Origin of the sequence: Epilithonimonas zeae (genome assembly GCF_900141765.1) — a bacterium.
Taxonomy (GTDB): domain Bacteria; phylum Bacteroidota; class Bacteroidia; order Flavobacteriales; family Weeksellaceae; genus Epilithonimonas; species Epilithonimonas zeae.
This window is the reverse complement of sequence record NZ_FSRK01000001.1, coordinates 1,416,464-1,438,492: the sequence shown is the minus strand read 5'-3', so window position 1 is coordinate 1,438,492 and position 22,029 is coordinate 1,416,464. Positions and strand designations below refer to the sequence as shown.

16 protein-coding genes are annotated in these 22,029 nt (G+C 36.8%); 12 read left to right on the top strand and 4 right to left on the bottom strand.

Annotated features, from left to right (window positions below; all coding sequences use genetic code 11):
- The first annotated feature begins 82 nt into the window (after nucleotides 1-82).
- The 3 genes from BUR19_RS06570 to BUR19_RS06560 all read left to right on the top strand — a co-directional run bounded on the left by BUR19_RS06570 (nucleotide 83) and on the right by BUR19_RS06560 (nucleotide 3,542).
- On the top strand, nucleotides 83-745 hold the full coding sequence (locus BUR19_RS06570; protein WP_074234085.1) for a histidine kinase: 663 nt from the start codon (nucleotides 83-85) through the stop codon (nucleotides 743-745).
- 10 nt (nucleotides 746-755) lie between these two features.
- Nucleotides 756-1,109, top strand: coding sequence for an MmcQ/YjbR family DNA-binding protein (locus BUR19_RS06565; protein ID WP_074234083.1), 354 nt, complete (start codon nucleotides 756-758; stop codon nucleotides 1,107-1,109).
- A 174-nt stretch (nucleotides 1,110-1,283) separates the two neighbouring features.
- Entirely contained in the window at nucleotides 1,284-3,542 is a 2,259-nt protein-coding gene (locus tag BUR19_RS06560; protein WP_074234081.1) for a glycoside hydrolase family 3 C-terminal domain-containing protein, read from the top strand.
- Between the two features lie 52 nt (nucleotides 3,543-3,594).
- Here BUR19_RS06560 and BUR19_RS06555 read toward each other — a convergent pair whose 3' ends face one another.
- A complete protein-coding gene (locus tag BUR19_RS06555; protein WP_074234079.1) occupies nucleotides 3,595-4,521 on the bottom strand; it encodes a bifunctional riboflavin kinase/FAD synthetase in 927 nt (308 codons plus the stop codon).
- Nucleotides 4,522-4,680: 159 nt separating this feature from the next.
- Here BUR19_RS06555 and atpD point away from each other — a divergent pair, with 159 nt between their 5' ends.
- Both atpD and BUR19_RS06545 read left to right on the top strand, forming a co-directional pair.
- Nucleotides 4,681-6,189, top strand: coding sequence for a F0F1 ATP synthase subunit beta (gene atpD, locus BUR19_RS06550; RefSeq protein ID WP_074234077.1), 1,509 nt, complete (start codon nucleotides 4,681-4,683; stop codon nucleotides 6,187-6,189).
- An 85-nt stretch (nucleotides 6,190-6,274) separates the two neighbouring features.
- Nucleotides 6,275-6,556 (top strand): FoF1 ATP synthase subunit delta/epsilon, encoded by a 282-nt coding sequence (locus tag BUR19_RS06545; RefSeq protein WP_074234075.1) that lies wholly within the window; start codon nucleotides 6,275-6,277, stop codon nucleotides 6,554-6,556.
- Nucleotides 6,557-6,634: 78 nt separating this feature from the next.
- Here BUR19_RS06545 and BUR19_RS06540 read toward each other — a convergent pair whose 3' ends face one another.
- Nucleotides 6,635-7,387 carry an NUDIX hydrolase gene (locus BUR19_RS06540; protein ID WP_074234073.1) on the bottom strand — a complete coding sequence of 251 codons (753 nt, stop codon included), beginning with the start codon at nucleotides 7,385-7,387 and terminating at the stop codon, nucleotides 6,635-6,637.
- Between the two features lie 409 nt (nucleotides 7,388-7,796).
- Here BUR19_RS06540 and BUR19_RS06535 point away from each other — a divergent pair, with 409 nt between their 5' ends.
- From BUR19_RS06535 to BUR19_RS06510, 6 genes are all read left to right on the top strand, one after another.
- Nucleotides 7,797-10,061, top strand: coding sequence for a TonB-dependent receptor (locus tag BUR19_RS06535; RefSeq protein ID WP_074234071.1), 2,265 nt, complete (start codon nucleotides 7,797-7,799; stop codon nucleotides 10,059-10,061).
- An 11-nt stretch (nucleotides 10,062-10,072) separates the two neighbouring features.
- Nucleotides 10,073-12,364 carry a glycoside hydrolase family 3 protein gene (locus BUR19_RS06530; protein WP_074234069.1) on the top strand — a complete coding sequence of 764 codons (2,292 nt, stop codon included), beginning with the start codon at nucleotides 10,073-10,075 and terminating at the stop codon, nucleotides 12,362-12,364.
- Nucleotides 12,365-12,773: 409 nt separating this feature from the next.
- Complete coding sequence (locus BUR19_RS06525) at nucleotides 12,774-13,652, top strand: alpha/beta hydrolase (RefSeq protein WP_074234067.1); 879 nt, start codon at nucleotides 12,774-12,776, stop codon at nucleotides 13,650-13,652.
- Between the two features lie 202 nt (nucleotides 13,653-13,854).
- Entirely contained in the window at nucleotides 13,855-14,883 is a 1,029-nt protein-coding gene (locus tag BUR19_RS06520) for a nucleoside hydrolase (RefSeq protein ID WP_074234065.1), read from the top strand.
- Nucleotides 14,884-14,896: 13 nt separating this feature from the next.
- Nucleotides 14,897-17,356, top strand: a complete 2,460-nt coding sequence (locus BUR19_RS06515) for a glycoside hydrolase family 3 N-terminal domain-containing protein (protein WP_074234064.1) — start codon at nucleotides 14,897-14,899, stop codon at nucleotides 17,354-17,356.
- A gap of 199 nt (nucleotides 17,357-17,555) precedes the next feature.
- Nucleotides 17,556-18,977 carry a sugar MFS transporter gene (locus tag BUR19_RS06510; protein ID WP_074234063.1) on the top strand — a complete coding sequence of 474 codons (1,422 nt, stop codon included), beginning with the start codon at nucleotides 17,556-17,558 and terminating at the stop codon, nucleotides 18,975-18,977.
- A gap of 78 nt (nucleotides 18,978-19,055) precedes the next feature.
- Here the strand turns inward: BUR19_RS06510 and BUR19_RS06505 are convergent, their stop codons facing one another.
- Nucleotides 19,056-19,925, bottom strand: a complete 870-nt coding sequence (locus BUR19_RS06505) for a hypothetical protein (RefSeq protein ID WP_074234062.1) — start codon at nucleotides 19,923-19,925, stop codon at nucleotides 19,056-19,058.
- A gap of 392 nt (nucleotides 19,926-20,317) precedes the next feature.
- Between BUR19_RS06505 and BUR19_RS06500 the strand changes: the two genes are divergently transcribed.
- Complete coding sequence (locus BUR19_RS06500) at nucleotides 20,318-20,959, top strand: DUF6261 family protein (RefSeq protein WP_245799033.1); 642 nt, start codon at nucleotides 20,318-20,320, stop codon at nucleotides 20,957-20,959.
- 115 nt (nucleotides 20,960-21,074) lie between these two features.
- Here the strand turns inward: BUR19_RS06500 and BUR19_RS06495 are convergent, their stop codons facing one another.
- Nucleotides 21,075-22,016 (bottom strand): ketopantoate reductase family protein, encoded by a 942-nt coding sequence (locus BUR19_RS06495; RefSeq protein WP_245799032.1) that lies wholly within the window; start codon nucleotides 22,014-22,016, stop codon nucleotides 21,075-21,077.
- Between the last annotated feature and the right edge of the window lie 13 nt (nucleotides 22,017-22,029).

Sequence of the window (22,029 nt, the reverse complement as noted above, 5' to 3'; positions counted from 1 at the left end):
GTCGTTATTAATGTCAAAATTAACGTTCTTTAAGACAAGAAGCCAATTGAAAATTTTATCTTAGCAACCTTAAAAATTTTGAATGAAAAAATTAATTCTCATATTTTCCATTATATTTTCTATCATTATTTCTGCTCAATCGGCAAAAGATATCATTGATAAAAACATAGAAAATTCTGGAGGTCTTACCAACTGGAAACTTCTGAATACGGTTCAGATACAAGGGCGAGTAACTTTGGGAGTTAATGATTCTTACTTAATGAAAATCTATCAGCAACGCCCTAATCTTACCAAAACGGCAATTGTAGTGGGTGGAAAAGAAACACCTGTTGAAGGCTATGATGGAACGAATGGCTACGCAATGAACTACGCTCAGAACAAGCTACAAAAGTATAACGATTACATTCCTGAGAGTTTTGACAATGACTTTATAGACTGGGAAAACAAAGGTTTTGAAGCAGAATTGTTAGGTAAAGAAAAAATCGGAGAACAAGTTTATTTTAAAGTAGAATTGACGAAAAATGTGAATAAGACCATTTACTTTTTTGATGTCAAAAACTATATGCTATTCCGGGAAATCAAGAAAGACGAAACCCTGACTTATTCCGATTACAGAAAAGTAGGAAACTTATTGATGCCTTACAGAATCGAATCCTCTTCGCCTAAAAAAGACAGTGATTATGTGATGATGATTAATAAAATCGAAATCAATAAAGAACTTCCGAAGAATACTTTCAAATTCTAATTTCATCACAGTGGAAACAGAAGAAATCCGTGAATATTGTTTAGGAAAAAAGGCAGTTACAGAAGGTTTTCCTTTTGATAATGAAACCTTGGTTTTCAAGGTTGGTGGAAAGATGTTTCTTTTGATTTCCTTAGAAAAACAGCCTGCAACATTTTCAGCAAAAGCGGATCCGGAATGGAGTGAAGAACTTCGGGAAAATTATCCTCAGATTTCTGGTGCTTATCATATGAATAAAACCCATTGGAATTCAGTTCTTTGTGAAGGTCTTAAAAAAGAATTGATCCTTAAATTGATTGACCATTCTTATGATCTGGTATTTAAATCTTTGACGAAGAAGTTACAAGCGGAAATTCTCAATAGCTAAATTTTCGAATATTTAGCTTCATTAAGATTCAATTCATATACATATTCTAATTAATACTTCCAAACCTTATTAATGCTTATAAATCATAATCAATTTTTATTTTCTCATTTTGAGATAATGAAATAATTTGTATATTAGGCATTCGAAAATTTCTATTTGAAAAGAGTAAAATTTATGATTAAAAAATTAATATTACTTTCTGTATTAGGCTGTATGACACAGTTTAGTTTTGCTCAGAAAAAAACACCTGTTTATTTAGACGATTCCAAACCTGTAGAACAACGTATCGAAGATGCTTTGTCAAGGATGACTTTGGAGGAAAAAATCAATATCATTCACGCTCAATCCAAATTCAGTTCTCACGGCGTTCCAAGATTAGGAATTCCTGAATTGTGGACTGCAGACGGACCTCACGGCGTACGTTCAGAAGTACTTTGGGACGAGTGGGACCAAGCAGGCTGGACTAATGATTCTATTATTGCTTATCCGGCTTTAACGGCTTTGTCTGCAACGTGGAACAGAAATATGTCTTCCATCTACGGAAAATCTCTGGGAGAAGAAGCGCGTTACAGGGGAAAAGATGTCATTCTCGGACCTGGTGTTAATATTTATAGAACACCACTTAACGGCCGTAACTTCGAATATATGGGAGAAGACCCATTTTTGACTTCGCAAATGGTTGTGCCTTATATTAAAGGTGTGCAAGCCAATGGCGTAGCGACGAGTGTGAAGCATTTTGCATTGAATAATCAAGAAACTTTCAGACACTCCAGCAATGTGATTTTAGATGACAGAGCTTTGTATGAGATTTATTTACCACCTTTCAAAGCAGCAGTTCAGGAAGGGGATTCTTGGACAATTATGGGCGCTTATGATCTTTATAAAGGCCAGCACGCTAGTCATAATCAATATTTGTTGAATGATATTCTGAAAGGTGAATGGGGCTACAAGGGTGTTGTAGTTTCCGATTGGGGAGCAGTTTTAGATACAGACCAGGCGATTCATAATGGTTTGGATTTAGAATTCGGAACCTGGACAAACGGTTTATCAAAAGGAACAAGTAATGCTTATGAAAATTATTATTTAGCAAAACCTTATTTGGATTTGATTAAATCTGGAAAAGTTGGAACTAAGGAATTGGATGATAAAGTAAGACGCGTTTTAGGGCTGGCTTACAAAACATCAATGAACAAAAATAAACCATTCGGTTCTATCGCTTCAGAAGAGCATATCGCTGCTGCGAAACAAATCGCTTCAGAAGGTATTGTTCTTCTTCAAAATCAAAAAGCAACATTGCCAATCAACCTGTCTAAGACTAAGAAAATTGCAGTGATAGGAGAGAACGCTATCAAAATGATGACTGTTGGCGGTGGAAGTTCTTCTTTGAAAGTAAAATACGAAACTTTACCACTTGATGGTATCAAAGAACGTTTCGGCAAACAAACTGAAGTCGTTTATGCGAGAGGATACGTTGGCGATGTCGGTGGCGATTATAATGGTGTAAAATCTGGTCAAAACTTAAAAGAAACGCGCTCTTCTGCGGAATTAATTGCAGAAGCTGTGAAGTTGGCGAAAGAATCTGATTTTGTAGTTTTTGTTGGAGGTCTTAATAAAAGCGACCATCAGGACGCAGAAGGAATGGACAGAGAAAGCTATGGTTTGCCTTATGACCAAGATAAATTGATTTCCGAATTGTCTAAAGCCAACAAAAATTTGGCTGTAGTTTTGGTTTCCGGAAATGCCGTTGCAATGCCTTGGATCAAAGAAGTGCCTTCAGTTTTGCAGTCTTGGTATTTGGGTTCTGAATCTGGTCACGCGATTGCTGCAGTTTTGGCTGGTGATGCTAATCCATCCGGAAAATTACCATTCAGTTTTCCTGTGAAGTTGGAAGATAATTCGGCGCACGCTTTGGGAGAATATCCTGGAAATAAAGCAGAATTGGCTGCTGGAAAAGGAAAAGATTTGAAAGATCCTATCAATATTACTTATAATGAAGGGATTTTTGTGGGTTACCGTTGGCACGATACGAAAAATATCAAACCATTATTTAGTTTTGGACACGGTTTGAGTTACACCACTTTCGAATATGGGAAAGTAAAAGCAGACAAATCTGAATTAACAGCTAATGATAAAATCACTTTTACGGTAAATGTGAAAAATACAGGTAAAATGAATGGAGCAGAAGTGGTGCAATTATACATTAGTGATCTGAAATCATCATTACCAAGACCATTGAAAGAACTGAAAGGATTCGATAAAGTTTATTTGAAAGCAGGAGAATCCAAAGATGTCTCTATCACAATTGATAAATCTGCATTGAGCTTCTTTGATCCTGCAAAACACGATTGGGTTGCTGAACCAGGCGATTTCGAAGCTTTGATTGGAAGTTCTTCTTCTGATATCAGAACAAAAATCAAGTTTACTTTGAAATAAGATTTATTGGATATATAATTAAAGGATAGCAATTGCTATCCTTTTTTATTTCTTAAAACTGATATTCTTCAGTTAATCTTTTATCTTCATCCAATTTTTCAATCAGCTTTTCCAAACCTTCAAATTTGATTTCGTTGTGCAGAAAATCCCGGAATTTGATAGTGATGTCTTTATCATAAATATCCTGATCGAAATCAAGAATATATACTTCCGTATGTAAAGATTCGTTCTGGTCATCGATTGTAGGATTGGTTCCGATGCTTAGCATTCCTTTATAGAATTGATTGTCCATATAAACTTCAACGATATAAGCACCTTTTTTAGGGAGTAGTTTATTAATTGGAACTTCGATGTTTGCAGTTGGATAACCAATGGTTCTTCCCAATTTTTTTCCGTGGATCACTTTTCCGGTCAATGGATAATTGTAACCTAACATTTTGTTGGCATCATTGATTCTTCCTTCTGATAAAGCGATTCTGATTTTTGTAGAACTAATATTAAGATCATTCGTTTGAACAGCTTCCAATTGATTGACTTTAAAACCTAATTTATTGGACAAAGATTTCAATAATTCAAAATTTCCGCTTTTATTTTTCCCGAAAGTGTGGTCGTGTCCTATTATAATATGTTTAACATTGAGTTTATCAACTAAAACCTGTTCGCAAAACTCAGTTCCTGTCAGATTTCTGAATTCTTCGTCAAAAGTTTTTAGAAAAATATTTTTGATTCCGCTTTTTTCAAGTAATTCTAACTTCTCCTCAAGCGTATTTAGCATTTTTACATCATCATTTGGATTTAGAAACTTTCTTGGATGTGGCCAAAAACTGAGGATAGCAGATTCAAGATGTTCTTTTTCTGCGATTTCATTCAATTTATTGATGATAGATAAATGTCCCAAATGAACACCATCAAACATACCTAATGATAATGCTAAAGGTGTTGTAGAATGGTATTCTGTAAGATCTCTGATGATTTTCAAATCCTGAATTTTATGACAAAACGTTATAAGTTTGTCTGTGTAAAATTACACCGAAAAATGGTGTTTGATATTGTCATACAAATATGATAAAAATCTTTTTTTCTGACAATGCTCGTTTGCAAACTTTTATTATCTTTGCGCACAAGTAAAAATTTAGTAATGGCAAACCAAATTAAAGGAAAAATTTCACAAATTATTGGACCAGTTATCGACGTGGTTTTTAATGAAGTTGAAGAATTACCAAAAATATATGACGCTTTAGAGATCACTAAAAGCAACGGAGAAAAAGTTGTATTAGAGGTTGAGCAGCACATTGGTGAAGATATGGTAAGATGTATCGCAATGGATGCTACAGATGGTCTTCAAAGAGGTCAAGAAGTAACTGGTACAGGTAAACAAATTACAATGCCGGTTGGTGATGAAGTTAATGGTCGTCTTTTCAACGTAGTTGGAGATGCTATTGATGGAATCCAAAACTTGTCTAAAGAAGGAGGTTTGCCAATCCACAGACCAGCACCAAAATTTGACCAGTTGACAACTTCTGCTGAAGTTCTTTTCACAGGGATCAAAGTAATTGACCTTGTTGAGCCTTATGCAAAAGGAGGTAAAATTGGATTGTTTGGTGGAGCTGGTGTAGGAAAAACAGTATTGATCCAGGAATTAATTAACAATATCGCAAAAGGTCACGGTGGACTTTCTGTATTCGCAGGAGTAGGAGAAAGAACGAGAGAAGGAAATGATCTTTTGAGAGAGATGTTGGAATCTGGGATTATCAAATACGGAGACGAGTTCATGCACTCTATGGAAAATGGAGGTTGGGATCTTTCAAAAGTAGACTTAGAAGCTATGAAAGAATCTAAAGCTGCTTTCGTTTTCGGTCAGATGAATGAGCCACCAGGAGCAAGAGCAAGAGTAGCATTGTCTGGTCTGACTTTAGCTGAATACTATAGAGATGGTGGAGAAACTGGTCAAGGTAGAGATGTACTATTCTTCGTAGATAACATCTTCCGTTTTACACAAGCTGGTTCTGAGGTATCTGCACTTCTTGGTCGTATGCCTTCAGCGGTAGGTTACCAACCAACTTTGGCTTCTGAAATGGGTGCGATGCAGGAGAGAATTACTTCAACTAAAAACGGATCTATTACATCTGTACAGGCGGTTTATGTACCTGCGGATGACTTAACTGACCCGGCTCCGGCAACAACGTTTGCTCACTTGGATGCAACTACAGTACTAGATAGAAAAATTGCTTCATTAGGTATTTACCCAGCGGTAGATCCATTGGCTTCTACGTCAAGAATCTTGGCTCCGGAAATCATTGGTGAAGAACATTATGACTGTGCTCAAAGAGTAAAAGAAATTCTTCAGAGATACAAAGCATTGCAGGACATTATTGCAATCCTTGGTATGGAAGAATTGTCTGAAGAAGATAAATTGGTAGTTTACAGAGCTAGAAAAGTTCAGAGATTCTTGTCTCAACCTTTCCACGTTGCTGAACAGTTTACAGGTATTCCAGGATCATTGGTTGATATCAAAGATACCATCAAAGGATTTAATATGATCATCGACGGTGAGTTGGATCAATATCCGGAAGCGGCTTTCAACTTGAAAGGAACTATCGAAGAAGCTATCGCAGCCGGACAAAAAATGTTAGCTGAAAACGCTTAATAAATTTTAAATGTCAAATTTTAGATTTTAGATTGAATTTCAATAATTTATAATTTAAAATCTACAATCTATAATTTCATAAAAAATGAATATAAAAATTTTAACTCCGGAATACGTTGTTTTTGATGGCGAAGTAGATTCAGTTCTTCTTCCTGGAAAAAGCGGTGAATTCCAAATATTTAAAAATCACGCAGCGATTGTATCAGCTTTAGTACACGGTAAAGTGAAAATCTACACGGAGAAAGTAGATTCTACTTATCAGAAATTTTTGACTAAAGAAACTGAAGCTAAATCAGCATTTTCTTACGAAATTAAGAGCGGAGTTTTAGAATTTAATAATGACAAAGGAATTATTCTTTGTGAATAAAAATCCTTAAATCACATAAACAAAAAAGAATCATTAATTATTTAATGATTCTTTTTTTATTCTAAAGCTGATTAAAATCTACCAGCTCGTCAAACCGTTTTCTAAAGCTTTATTATAATTCTCCTCGTCAAAAGAATAGAGATCTGGCGCTTTGTGGGCACCACCTCGTCTTTGTTCATCAAGTTTTCTTAGGATTCCAAGGTTCTTGATTTTTCGATAGAAATTTCCTCTGTTTAGTTCTTTTCCAAGAATAGCTTCGTAAAGTTTCTGAAGCTCAGAAAGGGTGAATTTTTCAGGTAATAGATTAAATCCTATTGGTTTGATTGATATTTTTTCTCTTAAAGCTAACAAAGCTTTCTCAACGATTTCTTTATGATCCATCGCCATTTCTATTTCGGGCAATTGACTTAGATAAATCCATTCACAACTCTCACTGAACTCATCAGTAGCCAAATCAATTTTAGAAGGATTATATAAGGCATAATATCCTATTGTAATGAATCTTTGCTTATGAAATAAAGTTTCATCAAAATCTTCGAAATAGCCTTCACTTCTGTTCTTTTTTCCAAATACGGCAAACTCTTCAAGATAGGAAACTGCATTCACACCAGCTCTTTCTTTTAAGATTCTTACAACCGCATCATCCAGATCTTCATCTTTTTGTATGTATCCACCTGGCAAAATCCACATCTTTCGATAGTTCATCTTTACGAGTAGAACTTTCAATTCGTTTTGTTCGAAGCCAAAGATCACAGGATCCGCCGAAAGGTTCGGGATATATAATTGTTTATTTTCTTCTGATCGTTTTAGTATTAGTTCTTTAGAATCCATTTTTCTGTTTCTGAGGTCAATGTTACAAAAATATTAATAAAATAATTGAAGAAAGATAAAATTTGAAAAATCAAAAGTGTTTTTGGCGATTTTTTCTTACACTATTTTCATTGATTCTTATTGAATCAATGAAAATAAATTTTAGATTTAGTTGTAATTAATTGAAAATGAGTTAATTATTTTGATGTTAATTTTTATTAATATTTATTTTGTCACAATAAAATTTTGATTTATACTTGTAATGCTTCTTAATGAATCAATGATAATTAATTACTAATCTTTATCAAAGTTTCGGATTTACAACGATAATTTTTGCAATGATTAAAACATAATTGTCTTTCTGTAAACAATAAAAGTTTGAAGTAATCAATGACAATTCCAAAGAAAATTAAAATATATATAACTGAAAATGAGAAAATCAACTTTGAAATTATCAGCCCTTGGTTTGATACTTTCTTTCACCACAGCTTTCGGACAGGAAAAAACCGATACTGTTGCGGCGAAAAAAGCTTTGAATGCAACTAAAACCGAAGAAGGCGTAAAAACCGTGACCACATCTTCAAAAGAAGACAACAACAGAAACGTAATGCTGAACGCAGCCAATAACACAAGTCCAAGAGACGTGAATATCGGTTTGCCATCAACTGTGGGCGGAATTACCATTCTTGAAAACGACTTGCCCGCAGTATACTTCTTCTGGCCGGAACTTCCCAACAAAACGTGGAGGCAAAGTGTAGGCTTAGAAAAAACAGGACTGCTAAAGATGGATCAATTGGCAAATACAATGGGTGACCTTGGTTTTGCAGTTAACTCTTATTCTCAAATCGGAACAAAGGATTTAAAAGTAAAAGGAAAATTTACAACAAGCACTTTCGGCTGGCTGCAGGGTGATGCCAATGTTTCGGGTCCGATATCTAAAAACGGCTGGACATACACGGTTGGTGCCTTCGCCAATTTTGACCCGAGCACCTATAAATTGGGTTTTGCCAGAAATGCCGATGAAACAAAGATTTTCAGAGCCGGCATAACCAAATATTTCAATGACGATAAGGGTAAAATCTCAGTTTTATACAAATATGCTGATTCGTACAGTCTTACCAATTATGCGGTTTTTGAATACGGACCGGAAGGTAAGATAACCGAGCTGGATAACTTCAAAATCGGTAGAGATTCTTACATAGTGCGTGAGGGAAATATGAAGTTTAAAGACGTTCTTTCCGGACAGACCTATTTTGCAAATCTTGCAGGGAATGATAACAGGTCTAGCTCTCATAACATTGACGTTGTCGGAAATTATCTGCTGAATAACGGCTGGAATTTCAAATTCTCAACACGAGCCCACTTCTCAAAAGTAAAAATGGCCAACAGCATTCCTTTAAGTATTTTTAATGCTGCGCCGGGAGCTGGTTACACACTGGCTTCAAACGGACAGGCGTATTCAGGTCCAGTCGGAACGCAGTTGGCAATGTACACCCCCGAAACGCCTATTACGAGTGTTGCAGGACGTTTTTCACTGAACAAGCAGGTGGGAAATCATAACCTTACCGTAGGCGTTTTGGAGCAATACTATCACATCGATAAATTCACCTCAAACCGTTCTTTCTTCTATCAGACGGTTGGCGCGCAGCCTCAGAGATTAATCGGCCCCAATACAGATGCAGACGGTTTCTACAACTATAATGCCGGCGCAGAGTACCACAGCGGAACAGAAAATAAACTGTCTGTTTATGGAACAGATGAATGGAAAGTTTCTGATAATTTCAACTTGAGCTACGGTTTGCATCTGAAAAATCACATTCTGGACGGAGAATATTCTTTAACACCACGAACGGTTGGTTTCAGCTTTACAGATCCAAGTCAATTCAATCAGATTAATCAGAGCTTTTTCCAGATTGGTGGTAGCTTGAACGCAACATACAACATTACCAAAAACTTTGGCGTGATCGCAAACGCTTTATACACCGAAGAAAACAGAAGACTGGAAAGTTATTCACAGGCTTTTGAACCCAATACCAATAAAATTAAAAGTCCACTTGGTGCAATCGGAGTGTTCTGGAATACAGACTGGATTCAGCTGATTTCTCAGGCGACTTATCTGAAGAAAAATAACAACCTGAACCGATACAATCTTGTAAATCCAGCCAACAGTTCTCAGGCGCAGGTTGTAACAGTTTATTACGATATTCAGACATTGGGATGGACAACGGATTTTGTTTTAAAGCCATTCAAAGGATTTAACTTGCATTATTTGGTGACGTTCCAGAATCCGGTTTACAAGAAATTTAATTTTGATGCATTCGGAACTTCATATAACTACAGCGACAACAATGTGTTGGGTGTTGCTAAAACTTTAATGGAAATCGACCCGAGTTACACGATTGACAAGTGGAGATTATGGGCAAGTTTCAGATATTTTTCTAAACAGTATGCGAATCTTACAAACGCTTTATATTTCGCTCCAAGATGGGAAACTTTCGGTGGAGTAAGTTATACGGTTAATAAAAATATCAATCTTGGCGCAACGGTTATCAACTTCCTGAATCAAAGAGGAGCAAGCGGAACCATCAATGGTGCTGAACTGATTACCGATGCAAGTCCATACTACGGAAAATTATTGACGGGAACTTACATTATGCCATTAACAGGTCAGTTTTCTGTAAGCTTTAATTTCTAAAATTTAAAACAATGAAAAGAACAGTTTTAAATATTGCAGCCTTATTTTTAGGAATAACAGCATTTTCGCAAAACATTCAGATTGTAACCAATGCTAAAGGTCCGGTTTTGGGATATTCTACAGATTCTGGGGTGAAAATCTTGACAGTCGGCGGAAATAAATTTAAAGATTTAAACAAAAACGGAAAGCTTGACAAGTACGAAGACTGGAGACTTCCTGTTGACGAAAGAGCAAAAGATTTAGCTTCAAAAATGTCAGTTGAGCAGATTGCAGGATTGATGTTATACAGCAGCCATCAATCAGTTCCGGCTCCTGCAGAAGGTTTCAGAGCTGGAAAATACAGCGGAATGTTTTACAAAGAAAGTGGTGCAAAAGCCTTTGATTTAACAGACCAACAAAAGAAATTTCTAAAGGACGACAATCTTCGTCACGTTTTGGTAACAACAGTAGAATCTCCTGAAATTGCCGCAAAATGGAGCAATAATATCCAGGCTTATATTGAAGGTTTGGGATTAGGAATTCCTGCCAACAACAGTACAGACCCGAGACATTCTGCAACGGTAACCGCAGAATTTAATGAAGGAGCAGGCGGACAGATTTCACTTTGGCCGGATGGTTTGGCAATGGGTGCAACTTTCGACCCGGAATTGGTGAAAAAATTCGGAAACATCGCCGCTCAGGAATACAGAGCCTTGGGAATTTCAACCGCTTTATCTCCTCAAATCGACCTAGGAACAGAACCCCGCTGGTACAGAATCGCGTATGTTTTTTCTGAAAGTCCTGAGTTGACAGCAGATTTAGGAAGAGGTTACATCGACGGTTTCCAGACAACCATTGGAAGTAAAAACGGTTGGGGAAACAAAAGTGTGAATGCAATGGTCAAACATTGGCCTGGAGGAGGACCTGAAGAAGGCGGTCGCGACGGTCACTGGGCAATGGGAAAATACGCGGTTTATCCGGGAAATAATTTCCAGAACCACGTAAAACCTTTTACTGAAGGTGCTTTCAAGCTAAACGGCGGAACCAAAGAAGCTTCTGCGGTAATGCCTTATTACACGATTAGTTTCAATCAGGATACCAAAAACGGGGAAAACGTTGGAAACGGTTACAGCAAATATCTTATCACAGATTTACTTCGTGGAAAATATAAATATGACGGCGTAGTCTGCACCGATTGGTTAATCACAGCAGACGAACCAAAATCACCGGGAGGATTTGCCGGAAAACCTTGGGGAGCAGAAAAATTATCAATTTCTCAACGTCATTACAAAGTTTTGGAGGCAGGAGTTGACCAATTTGGTGGAAACAACGACAAAGTACCTGTTTTGGAAGCTTATCAAATGGGCGTGAAAGAACACGGCGAAAAAGCGTATCGTGCAAAATTTGAGCAGTCTGCAGTCCGTTTGCTGAGAAATTTCTTCAGAACCGGATTGTTTGAAAATCCTTACGTAAACACAGAAGAAACCAAGAAAATCGTTGGTAATCCTGAATTTATGAAAGCAGGTTACGAAGCTCAGGTAAAATCCATCGTGATGCTGAAAAACAAAGCCAATATTCTTCCGATTAAAGAAAGAAAAACGGTTTACATTCCGAAAAGATATTCTCCTGCAACCTTCAACTGGTGGGGAGTTTACACCGGACCGTCTTTGGAATATCCTGTCGATATCGAGAAAGTGAAGAAACATTTTAACGTAACAGACGACCCTGCAAAAGCTGATTTCGCATTGGTTTTCGTGAAAAGTCCGCACAGTGAAGAAGGCGGTTACAGCGACGTCGATGCTAAAGAAGGCGGAAACGGTTATGTCCCGATTTCTCTTCAATACCAAACGTACACGGCAACCGAAGCCCGTGAAAAAAGTATTGCAGCGGGAGACCCAGTTGTTGCACCAAATGTTCACGACAGAACGTTCAAGAACAAAACTTCTACAGCGACCAATTTCACAGATTTGTTAGCGATAGAAAATGCTTATAAAGCAATGAACGGAAAGCCGGTCATCGTTTCTATCACAGCTTCCAAGCCGATGATTTTTAATGAATTTGAAAAACACGCCGATGCAATTCTGATGAATTTCAATGTATCCAATCAGGCAGTTGTGGATATTGTGATCGGAAAATACGAACCTTCAGGTTTGCTTCCTTTACAGATGCCTGCGAATATGGCGACGGTTGAAAAGCAGAAAGAAGATGTTCCTTATGATATGGAAACACACAAAGATTCCGAAGGCCACAACTACGATTTCGGATATGGAATGAACTGGTCAGGTGTGATTAAAGACGTCAGAACTCAAAAATATCATAAGTAATAGTTCATCAAAAAATTAGTTAATTGATGTCTTGAGACCGGGCATTAGGTTCGGTCTCATTTCTTTTTTTATAATTATTTGGGCAGCTATTCCGCCTTCCACTCCCAATCTTTTTTGCAGACGATTTCAGTCTAAATAGAACTCGAAGTTTTCGCAAAAAAGGATTTCCGTTCAAGTCGGGCTGCGTGCAATTCGATGTTAAAATCAACAGCATTTTTGTCATTCCGTAGGAATCTCAACAATGATATTTGAAATACTGAGCTTAGATTCCTACGGAATGACAAACAGACTGTTATCTAATTGTTTGTCTTTGCTAAGTAGAACGCCTTTGCGAACGGAAAATTTGCAGAACAACATTAAAAAAACTTAGTCCCGAAACTTCGGGATTAAAAATTAAAATCAATTCAAAATGAAAAAATTAATCATAGTAAGTCTACTTCTTACAGGTTTAACAACCATCAACGCTCAAAAATCAATTCCATTATACAAAGGAAAAGCACCGGGAACAGAAAACTGGACACAAAAAGAAGCGCAGCAATTTAATGAATTGTTCAAAACAGAAGTTGTTTTCAACGTAGCGCAACCTTCAATGTTAATATTCGAAGCTGACAAGGCGAAAGCCAACGGAACGGTAATCGTTGTCGCTCCGGGGGGTGGTTTTCAAAGTTTATCCATCAACAGAGAAGGAATTGATGTTGCCAAAAAACTAGCAGAAAACGGAATCACGGCAATCGTTTTAAAATACAGATTACTGGAAACAAAATCCAACGACCCAGCCAAAGAAATGATGGAAGGCATCAAAGACCGAAAAGCATTTGACGCAAAAACAGCTCCAATCAAAGTAATGGCTGGAAACGACATCAAAACGGCCATTTCCTACATCAGAACCCACGCAAAAGAACTGAATATCAATCCTGAAAAATTGGGTGTTATCGGTTTTTCAGCGGGTGCAAGTGTGATTTTGGAAAGCGTTCTTCACAGTAAAGATGCTTCAACGTTACCCAACTTCGCAGCTTCGATTTACGGCGGACCAAGTCAGGAGATTTTAGATACTCAGATTCCTTCAACGACTTTACCATTGTTCATTTGTGCTGCAAGTGATGACCAATTAAAGTTGGCTCCAAAATCAGTTTTGTTGTACAACAAATGGCTTGAAGCAGGACAGCCAACCGAACTTCACATCTACGAAAAAGGTGGTCACGGTTTCGGAATAGGGAAACAGAATCTTCCTGTTGATAAATGGTCGGATGTGTATTTGGATTGGCTGAAATTCCACAAATTTTTATAGCATTTGATTAAATCATAAAAATTGTAATGACTTTAGTCTCAAGTAGGTTGAGCAAATTTTGCAGATAATAAATTAAGAAATCTACTTTATCTGAATAATCTGCGAGAGATTTTACAGAGTCCCAAAGGGACGATTTACTAAAGGATAGGATAAAATCCTATCAGAAAATAATCAATAACTCTTTTTTGGTTAACCTAAAACAATGAAATCAATTTTTAATATAGTTTCTTTTTTTGCGACAATGGCTGTGTCCGCACAGTCTTCTGCCGTGATTTCGGAAATGGATAAATACGTAAAACCCCGCTATCGCGTTATCGTCGATAACGATTTTGGTGGCGACCCCGATGGTTTATTTCAGTTGGTTCATCAGGTTCTTTCGCCTTCCGCAGAAATCAAAGGAATTATCGGTTCCCATTTAAAACCAGGCGACCCGTTTGACAAATCAGATATTACTGCGGAAAATGCTGTAAAAAGAGTCAACGAAACGTTGGAAGTAATGAATTTGAAAAACAAATTTTCAGTTTTCCAGGGTTCAAATGACCAATTGAAAGATTTGAAAACTCCTAATGTTTCCGAAGGTGCGAAAGCCATCGTTGCAGAAGCAATGAAAGCGGATGAAAAAAATCCTTTATTCGTGGTTTGTGGCGCAGGTTTAACGGAAGTTGCAAGTGCCTATTTAATGGAACCAAAAATCGCAGACAAAATTATCGTCGTTTGGATTGGCGGTCCGGAATATCCCGATTTGGCAACGCCACCTCCAGGTTACACGCCTTTAGAATACAATCTTGGAATCGACATCAAAGCAGCACAGGTTGTTTTCAATGAATCCAACTTAAATATCTGGCAAATTCCAAGAAACGCTTACCGACAGACTTTGATGTCTTATGCCGAACTCGTAACCAAAGTAAAACCTGAAGGAAAAACCGGAGCTTATCTCACTAAAAAGATTGAAGACCTGATGGAAATGGTTCAGAAATTCAATCTGAAAATCGGCGAAACCTACATTATGGGTGACAGTCCTTTAGTTTTGCTGACGGCCTTACAGTCTTCATTTGAAGCAGACCCATCTTCGAGTTCTTACGTCATCAAAAATGCACCGAAAATCAATGATAATGGACTGTACGAATACAATTCGAAAGGAAGGAACATTAGAGTCTATACGCAGCTCGACACTCGATTGATGTTCGAAGATTTCTATTCAAAATTAAAATTATTCAATAACAAAAAGTAAAAAATATAGAATTATGCAGAAGAATATATCAACGCTGATAGGACTTTCTCAGAAAGCAAAATATTCAGGATTATTCCTGGCTTTATTGGCTGCATCGCCGTTTGCGAATGCTCAGACTAAAAATGCAACAGTAACGGTTGACGGAAAAACATTTAAAGATTCTAACAAAAACGGAAAATTAGATGTTTGGGAAGACACACGTCTTTCGGTGGACAAAAGAATTGATGCCATCATCAAGCAAATGACCAACGAAGAAAAAGTAAATCTTCTCATCGGAACCGGAATGCCTGGAATTGAAGTTTTGACAGGTCCTGTCGGAGATTCAAAACAAGGATTGGTTCCCGGAGCTGCTGGAGGAACAGATTCTTTCGACAGATTTGGAATTCCAGCGACAATTGTTGCAGACGGACCTGCAGGTTTGAGAATTCAGCCAACAAGAGATAATGATTCAAAAACATATTATGCAACGGCTTTTCCTGTTGGGACAGCTTTGGCTTCAACCTGGAATAAAACATTGTTGGAGCAGGTTGGAAAAGCAATGGGAAATGAAGTGAAAGAATACGGTGTTGACGTACTTTTAGCGCCGGCTCTGAACATCCAGAGAAATCCATTGAACGGAAGAAACTTCGAATATTATTCGGAAGACCCATTAATTTCAGGGAAAACTGCTGCAGCCATCGTTAATGGAATCCAGTCTCAAGGTGTAGGAACTTCGATCAAACATTTCGCCGCGAATAACGAAGAAACCAACCGTTTGACCATCAACGCTCACGTTTCCGAAAGAGCAATGAGAGAATTGTATCTGAGAAATTTTGAAATCACGGTGAAAGAATCTCAGCCTTGGACGGTGATGTCATCTTATAACAAAGTGAATGGCGTTTATACTTCAGATTCAAAAGATTTACTGACTCAGGTTTTGAGAAATGAATGGGGTTTCAAAGGAATTGTAATGACCGACTGGTTTGGAGGTTTTCCGGGATTTGAATCGATTAGAAGCGGTGGAATTTCTGACGTTGTAAAACAGATGAATTCAGGAAATGACCTTTTGATGCCCGGAATTCCTGCTCAGAAAAAAGTCTTGTTGGAAGCTTTAAACTCAGGGAAATTATCTCCGGAAGTTGCGAATCTTAATGTGAAAAGAATCTTGGAATATGTTTTCAAAACACCGACTTTCGCACAGTACAAATACAGTGACAAGCCAAATCTAGCTGAACACGCAGAAGTGACGAGAAACGCTGCAGCAGAAGGAATGGTTTTGCTTAAAAATGAACAAAATGCTTTGCCTTTTGCCAACAAACAGAAAGAAGTTTCGTTATTCGGAGTGACTTCTTACGCTTGGATTACCGGCGGAACGGGAAGTGGAAGTGTGAACAACAAGCACACGGTTTCACTTTTGGAAGGCTTGAACGCAGCAGGATATAAATTGGACAAAGAACTGGTTGATTTGTACAAACCATTTGCTGAGAAAGAAGAAGCGGCTGAAAAAGAAAGCAGAAAAGCAAGAGGGATTTTAGCACTTCCGGGAAGATTGTCTGAAATGAAATTGGATGATGCTTTCTATGCTAAAAAAGCGGAAACTTCTGAAATAGCTTTCGTGACTCTGGGAAGAAACTCAGGAGAAGGCGGTGATAGGGTAGTGAACGATGATTTCAATCTGGCAAAGGAAGAAATCGAAATGCTGGATAAAATCTCAAAAGCGTTCCACGCAAAAGGAAAGAAAGTGGTTGTGATTTTAAACATCGGAGGCGTAATTGAAACTGCGTCTTGGAAAGATAAAGTAGATGGAATTCTTTTAGCTTGGCAACCAGGTCAGGAGGGTGGACATTCTGTTGCAGATGTGATTTCAGGAAAAGTAAATTCTTCAGGAAAACTGACGATGACTTTCCCTGTGAATTATACAGACCACGCTTCTGCAAGGAATTTCCCTGGAATTCCTGCGGATAATCCGAAAGATGTGACGTATCAGGAAGGTGTGTATGTTGGATACCGTTATTTCAATACATTTAATGTAAAACCTTCTTACGAATTCGGTTATGGTAAGTCTTATACGGATTTCGCTTACAGTAATTTAAAACTGAATTCTAAAACTTTTAATAATAAATTAGAAGTTACAGTTGATGTAAAAAATACCGGAAAAGTAGCAGGAAAAGAAGTGGTGGAATTGTATTTATCTGCTCCTGGAAAAACGATTGACAAACCAAAATCTGAGTTGAAAGCGTACGCAAAAACCAAAGATTTGAAACCGGGAGAATCTCAAACGATTACTTTGACTCTTAACCCGAAAGATTTGGCTTCATTTGAAACCGCAAAATCGGCTTGGATTGCAGAAGCAGGAAATTATAAAATTTCTGTCGGAGCGTCTTCTTTAGACATCAAACAAACGGCGGAATTCTCTGTTCCTAAAGAATTGGTGGTGGAGAAAGTTCAGCATATTTTGCCTGCGGATGAGAAGTTTGAGGATTTGAAACATTAAAATTATATTCTCGCAGATTTTACAGATTAAGCAGATTTTTAATTGACTAATCTGCAAAATTTGCTCAATCTGCGAGAGATTTTAGTCAAATAAAATAATCAATATTAAACTTGACTTTTTAGTGACAAATTTATTGTCTCAAAATAATATATTATCAACAAAAGGGGCTATCTTTAGCCTCTTTTAAAATTAAAAATATATGATAAATAATGAAGTAGGAACCAAAAGGAGTTACACCGTTCCGCTGATTACGATTACCCTTTTGTTCTTTATGTGGGGATTCATTACGTGTATGAATGACATTCTTATTCCTTACCTGAAACAGCTGTTCAATCTGACGTTTTTCCAATCGATGTTGGTGCAGTTTTGTTTCTTTGGAGCGTATTTTATTGGCTCATTAATTTACTTTTTAATTTCAACCACACAAGGCGACCCGATTGATAAAGTCGGTTATAAGAAAGGGATTCTTTTCGGAATTTTCTTGGCGGCATTTGGGTGTGTTTTATTTTTTCCAGCGGCGAGTTTGTCGTCTTATCCTTTGTTTTTAGGCGCTTTATTTATTTTAGGACTGGGATTCACAGTGCTACAAATCACGGCGAACGCTTACGTTTCACTTTTGGGTCCGGAAGATTCTGCATCCAGCCGACTGAATATGACACAGGCTTTCAACGCATTCGGGACAACGATTGCGCCGGTTTTGGGTGGACATTTGATTTTCGAATTGTTCTCTGAGGCAGACGGTTCTTTCTCTGCAGCAGCGACTAAGATTCCTTATTTGATTTTTGCCGGAATTCTTTTATTGGTGGCTTTGATTATCTCAAGAGTTAAACTTCCTGATTTCAAAGTAGCTGGAGAAGAAGTGGTAAAAGGTTTCGGTGCTTTGAAACACAATCATTTGAAGTTCGGCGTTTTGGCGATGTTTTGTTATGTAGGTGGTGAAGTTGCGGTTGGAAGTTTTATCATCAGTTTTCTGGAACAGCCACAAGTAATGAACCTTACCGAATCTGTAAGTAAAAACTACCTGTCTCTATATTGGGGTGGTGCGATGATTGGACGTTTCCTTGGAGCAATCTCTCTGAATCACTCGATTAGTCAAAGTAAGAAAGCTTTGTATATGTTAGGAGCGGCTGCAGCTGTTTTCTTGGTGATTTTCAGTATTGTGGATTTGACGTTTGCACAGATTAGTTTCTTCTTGGTATTTATTGCTTTGAATTTCATTGCGTTCTTCATCGGGAAATCTGCTCCGGCAAGAACATTGTCTATTTTTGCAGGAATCAACGTTTTGTTATTAATCTCCACAATGTTGAACCACGGCGAACTGGCAATGTACAGCGTTTTAGGAATAGGGATTTTCAACTCTATTATGTTCTCTAATATCTATACATTAGCGATTTCTGGTTTAGGAAAATACACGAGCCAAGGCTCTTCTTTGGTTGTAATGGCCATCTTAGGAGGTGCTATTGTTCCGATTTTCCAAGGTTATCTGGCAGATACTTTTGGAGTTCAACATTCTTTTGTAATTCCTGTGTTCTGTTATCTTGTGATTTTGGTTTTTGGAGCTTATTGTACTAAGTATCTTAGCCACGTGAAGCAAGATGCGGATGCTAAGTCTGGACATTAAGATTTTTGCTTTATATAAATGAAAACCTGCTGTTTAGCAGGTTTTTTTGTTTTAAAAACTTTATAGTTTATTCTTTTTTCAATTAATTGATTCAATAAGTAAATCATTAATATATCTAATAACTGTTCTTTCAGATACAATAATTTTATGTTGTTCTTCTAAAGTAAGACTTATTAATTGTGCCAATCTATTTTTAGAATATCCGTATTTTGAGTAATCTTCATCTCCATTAGTAAACTCATAAAATATAGATTTAACTAAATCTTTTAAATTCTTTTGAGTTTTAATTTCCAAATTTTGAATAGGTGTTTGATTCTTAGTTGAAATATTTTTTATTTCTTTTTGCAACTCATTTAGCTTTTCAAAAATAAACTGATTTTCTGAAACATTTTTTGTATTAAGTTCTTTAACAACAAATTTTCCAAAATCCTGTAAATACATTGAGTGATTAGGTTCTCTTGATTTTTCAAATGTCGCAACCAACTTTAGATGCAAATCTTTTTTAAACTGCTCAATAGATGAGAATCTTAAATCTTTTCTATAATTAATGTGCTCTACAGGACTAGTATCAAAAGAATATCCAGTCTCATCATCCTTTATGATTACTGCGGCCTTATCAAAAGCAAATCTTAATCCCAGTTCAAACATTACATTTGGGTTTTTAGAGCTTACATCGCAGATTACGATATCATCATCAAAAACATTCTGTACAATGTTTTTTTGAATTACCCGTACATCTTCGCTTTCACTAACAAGTCTTGTTCTAAATCCAGCTTCTTCTGCAACTGTTGTAATTATTTTTTTTACTTCTTTCCAATGACCAATAGGATATCCTTCTGTATCAGCAATTGGCATAATTAAACCACATACGGGGCGTATATCTTCTTTCTTATTTTTAATTTTCTCTGTTGAATTATTTAATTCTTCCTTATCTATATTTGTAATCATGGCTAAATGTTAAAAAACAAATATAGCTAAAAGCATCATATAACTTTTATCAATAGAGTCTCAAACTTTATTCAATATTCAAAAAATAAATAAGCCTATTCCTTAATAATCAATATTTATAATGAAAATAAAATCTCCCAAACACCCCATTTAAACCAAACCACAACTGTCATTTTCTCCAAACAACTCAATTAAACTAAAATACAAAGTGTTTTTTGCCAAAACAACTAGATTAAACAAAACCTCAATTTGTTTTTTCTCTAACCAAGTTGTTTAAACTAAAACACAAAATATTTTTAGTCTAAACAGATTGTTTTGCCGGAAATCAAAAAAATAATATATTTAAACAAAGAATTAGTTAAATAAATTATTAACAAAAACACATTTGATTTATGAAAATCACTTTAAGAAAGCTAAGCACGAAAGACTTAGCGACGCTCGCGCAGAGAACCATCAACACATCTGAGTCGGGGAATTATCCAGTTATCGATGGTCATCCGCTTCTGGCGGAGCTTAAGCTAAAGTATGCAGATTACGATGCGGTTTATACAAAAATGACATTCAGCGGAAAAGGAAATGACGTTGCCAATGCAGATCAGGAAAGAGATCTGGCTTTTACAACTCTGAAAGCCTTTCTCAACAGTTACCGCAAAATGCTAACTTTACCAAACTATCAATCTGCAGAAGACCTCTATGGGATTTTCAGACAATTCGGTCTCAATCTCGACCGGATGAGCTATTCCTCCCAAACCGCCCAGATGAAAAAGCTGATTGAGGAACTGGAAAAACCGGACAACAACCAAAAGCTCAAAGACCTGAAAGTGACAAGCGCTTTCGATGATATGAAAGACAAGCAGACCGCTTTCGAAACCATCTTTGCAGAACAGGCGGGTGCTAATGCCGACCTTCGAAATCAGAAAAGTGCCTCAGCCATCCGAAAAGATCTGGAGAAAACCCTGAAATCTTTTCTCAACCTGATTACTGCGATGAAAGATATCGCCGACTGGCAACTTTTTTTATGCAGATATCAATGAACTGGTAAAAGCCGCAAAGAATTCTAACCTGCCTGAGCCTAAAGACAATCCTCCTCAGTAAAGATTAGTGACAATCTCAAAAATATAAAACCTGCTACTGAGCAGGTTTTGTTGTTTATGAAGCTTTTATAATTTCCTTTAATTCATTATAAATCTTCTCCGTAAAAGGCGTTTCAATAGTCAGTTCTTTTCCATAATTGATAATGGCTCCTGCAAATAATTCCAACTCGCTATTTTCTTTTTTTACATTGATGTCCAGTTGTAAAGAAGTTGGTGTTGCTGGAGGAAAAGTCATTGCTTTTTCAAAGGTTTTCTCTATAATATCTTCGGGTAAATTAATTCCTTTTTTGTCAGCAATCAGTTTCACTTCTTTCATTATATCTGCAGCTTCCTGTTTCTGAATTTCATCTGTGCAAACTGTTCCGATAGAAGAATTGTATTTGGCTGTAACTAATCCAAAACTCGATACAAAAAAGAATTTGGTCCAGATATCAGCAAAGGAATTGTCTTTGAAATCGAAATCAATTTGACTGTTTTTCATCAACTCGATAATCCAATCGATTTCTGTTGAAAGATGGGCTGGATCTTTTCCAAAAATCAGTTTTCCGGCTTTACCTTTATGTTCTACAATTCCTTTTTCTTTGATGTGAGAAGCGACGTAAACACAAGCGGGTAGAATCGTATTATCAGGAATTATTTTTCTGATTCTGTCATAGATATCTGCGCCGTTCATCAGTGGAAGCAGAATAGTTTTATCCGTAATAACTTGCTTCAATTGCTTGCAAACATTTTCCAAATCATATTCTTTCACACAAATTAAAATCAAATCAGGATCGTTGATTTCATTAATGTTTTGTAAGACGTGATTCGGTTTTGTAATGCTGTTTGGATGTTCCGGAGAAAGGAGCGTCAATCCATTATTCTTTACAATATCATAAGTTTGATTTCTCGCTATGAAAGAAACAGTAAACTGATTTGTAGTTTCGTTAAATTGATTAATCTTAAATCCAAAATAACCGCCAACGCCGCCAAGTCCTACAACTACTATATTTTTCATTTTCATTAATTTT

What these genes read in the sequence shown, in the direction of transcription:
- BUR19_RS06525 (WP_074234067.1), top strand. Translation starts at nt 12,774, where the DNA reads ATGAAAAAATTAATCATAGTAAGTCTACTTCTTACAGGTTTAACAACC.
- BUR19_RS06510 (WP_074234063.1), top strand. Translation starts at nt 17,556, where the DNA reads ATGATAAATAATGAAGTAGGAACCAAAAGGAGTTACACCGTTCCGCTG.
- BUR19_RS06495 (WP_245799032.1), bottom strand. Translation starts at nt 22,016, where the DNA reads ATGAAAAATATAGTAGTTGTAGGACTTGGCGGCGTTGGCGGTTATTTT.
- BUR19_RS06500 (WP_245799033.1), top strand. Translation starts at nt 20,318, where the DNA reads ATGAAAATCACTTTAAGAAAGCTAAGCACGAAAGACTTAGCGACGCTC.
- BUR19_RS06535 (WP_074234071.1), top strand. Translation starts at nt 7,797, where the DNA reads ATGAGAAAATCAACTTTGAAATTATCAGCCCTTGGTTTGATACTTTCT.
- BUR19_RS06505 (WP_074234062.1), bottom strand. Translation starts at nt 19,925, where the DNA reads ATGATTACAAATATAGATAAGGAAGAATTAAATAATTCAACAGAGAAA.
- BUR19_RS06530 (WP_074234069.1), top strand. Translation starts at nt 10,073, where the DNA reads ATGAAAAGAACAGTTTTAAATATTGCAGCCTTATTTTTAGGAATAACA.
- BUR19_RS06515 (WP_074234064.1), top strand. Translation starts at nt 14,897, where the DNA reads ATGCAGAAGAATATATCAACGCTGATAGGACTTTCTCAGAAAGCAAAA.
- BUR19_RS06570 (WP_074234085.1), top strand. Translation starts at nt 83, where the DNA reads ATGAAAAAATTAATTCTCATATTTTCCATTATATTTTCTATCATTATT.
- BUR19_RS06545 (WP_074234075.1), top strand. Translation starts at nt 6,275, where the DNA reads ATGAATATAAAAATTTTAACTCCGGAATACGTTGTTTTTGATGGCGAA.
- BUR19_RS06540 (WP_074234073.1), bottom strand. Translation starts at nt 7,387, where the DNA reads ATGGATTCTAAAGAACTAATACTAAAACGATCAGAAGAAAATAAACAA.
- atpD (WP_074234077.1), top strand. Translation starts at nt 4,681, where the DNA reads ATGGCAAACCAAATTAAAGGAAAAATTTCACAAATTATTGGACCAGTT.
- BUR19_RS06520 (WP_074234065.1), top strand. Translation starts at nt 13,855, where the DNA reads ATGAAATCAATTTTTAATATAGTTTCTTTTTTTGCGACAATGGCTGTG.
- BUR19_RS06560 (WP_074234081.1), top strand. Translation starts at nt 1,284, where the DNA reads ATGATTAAAAAATTAATATTACTTTCTGTATTAGGCTGTATGACACAG.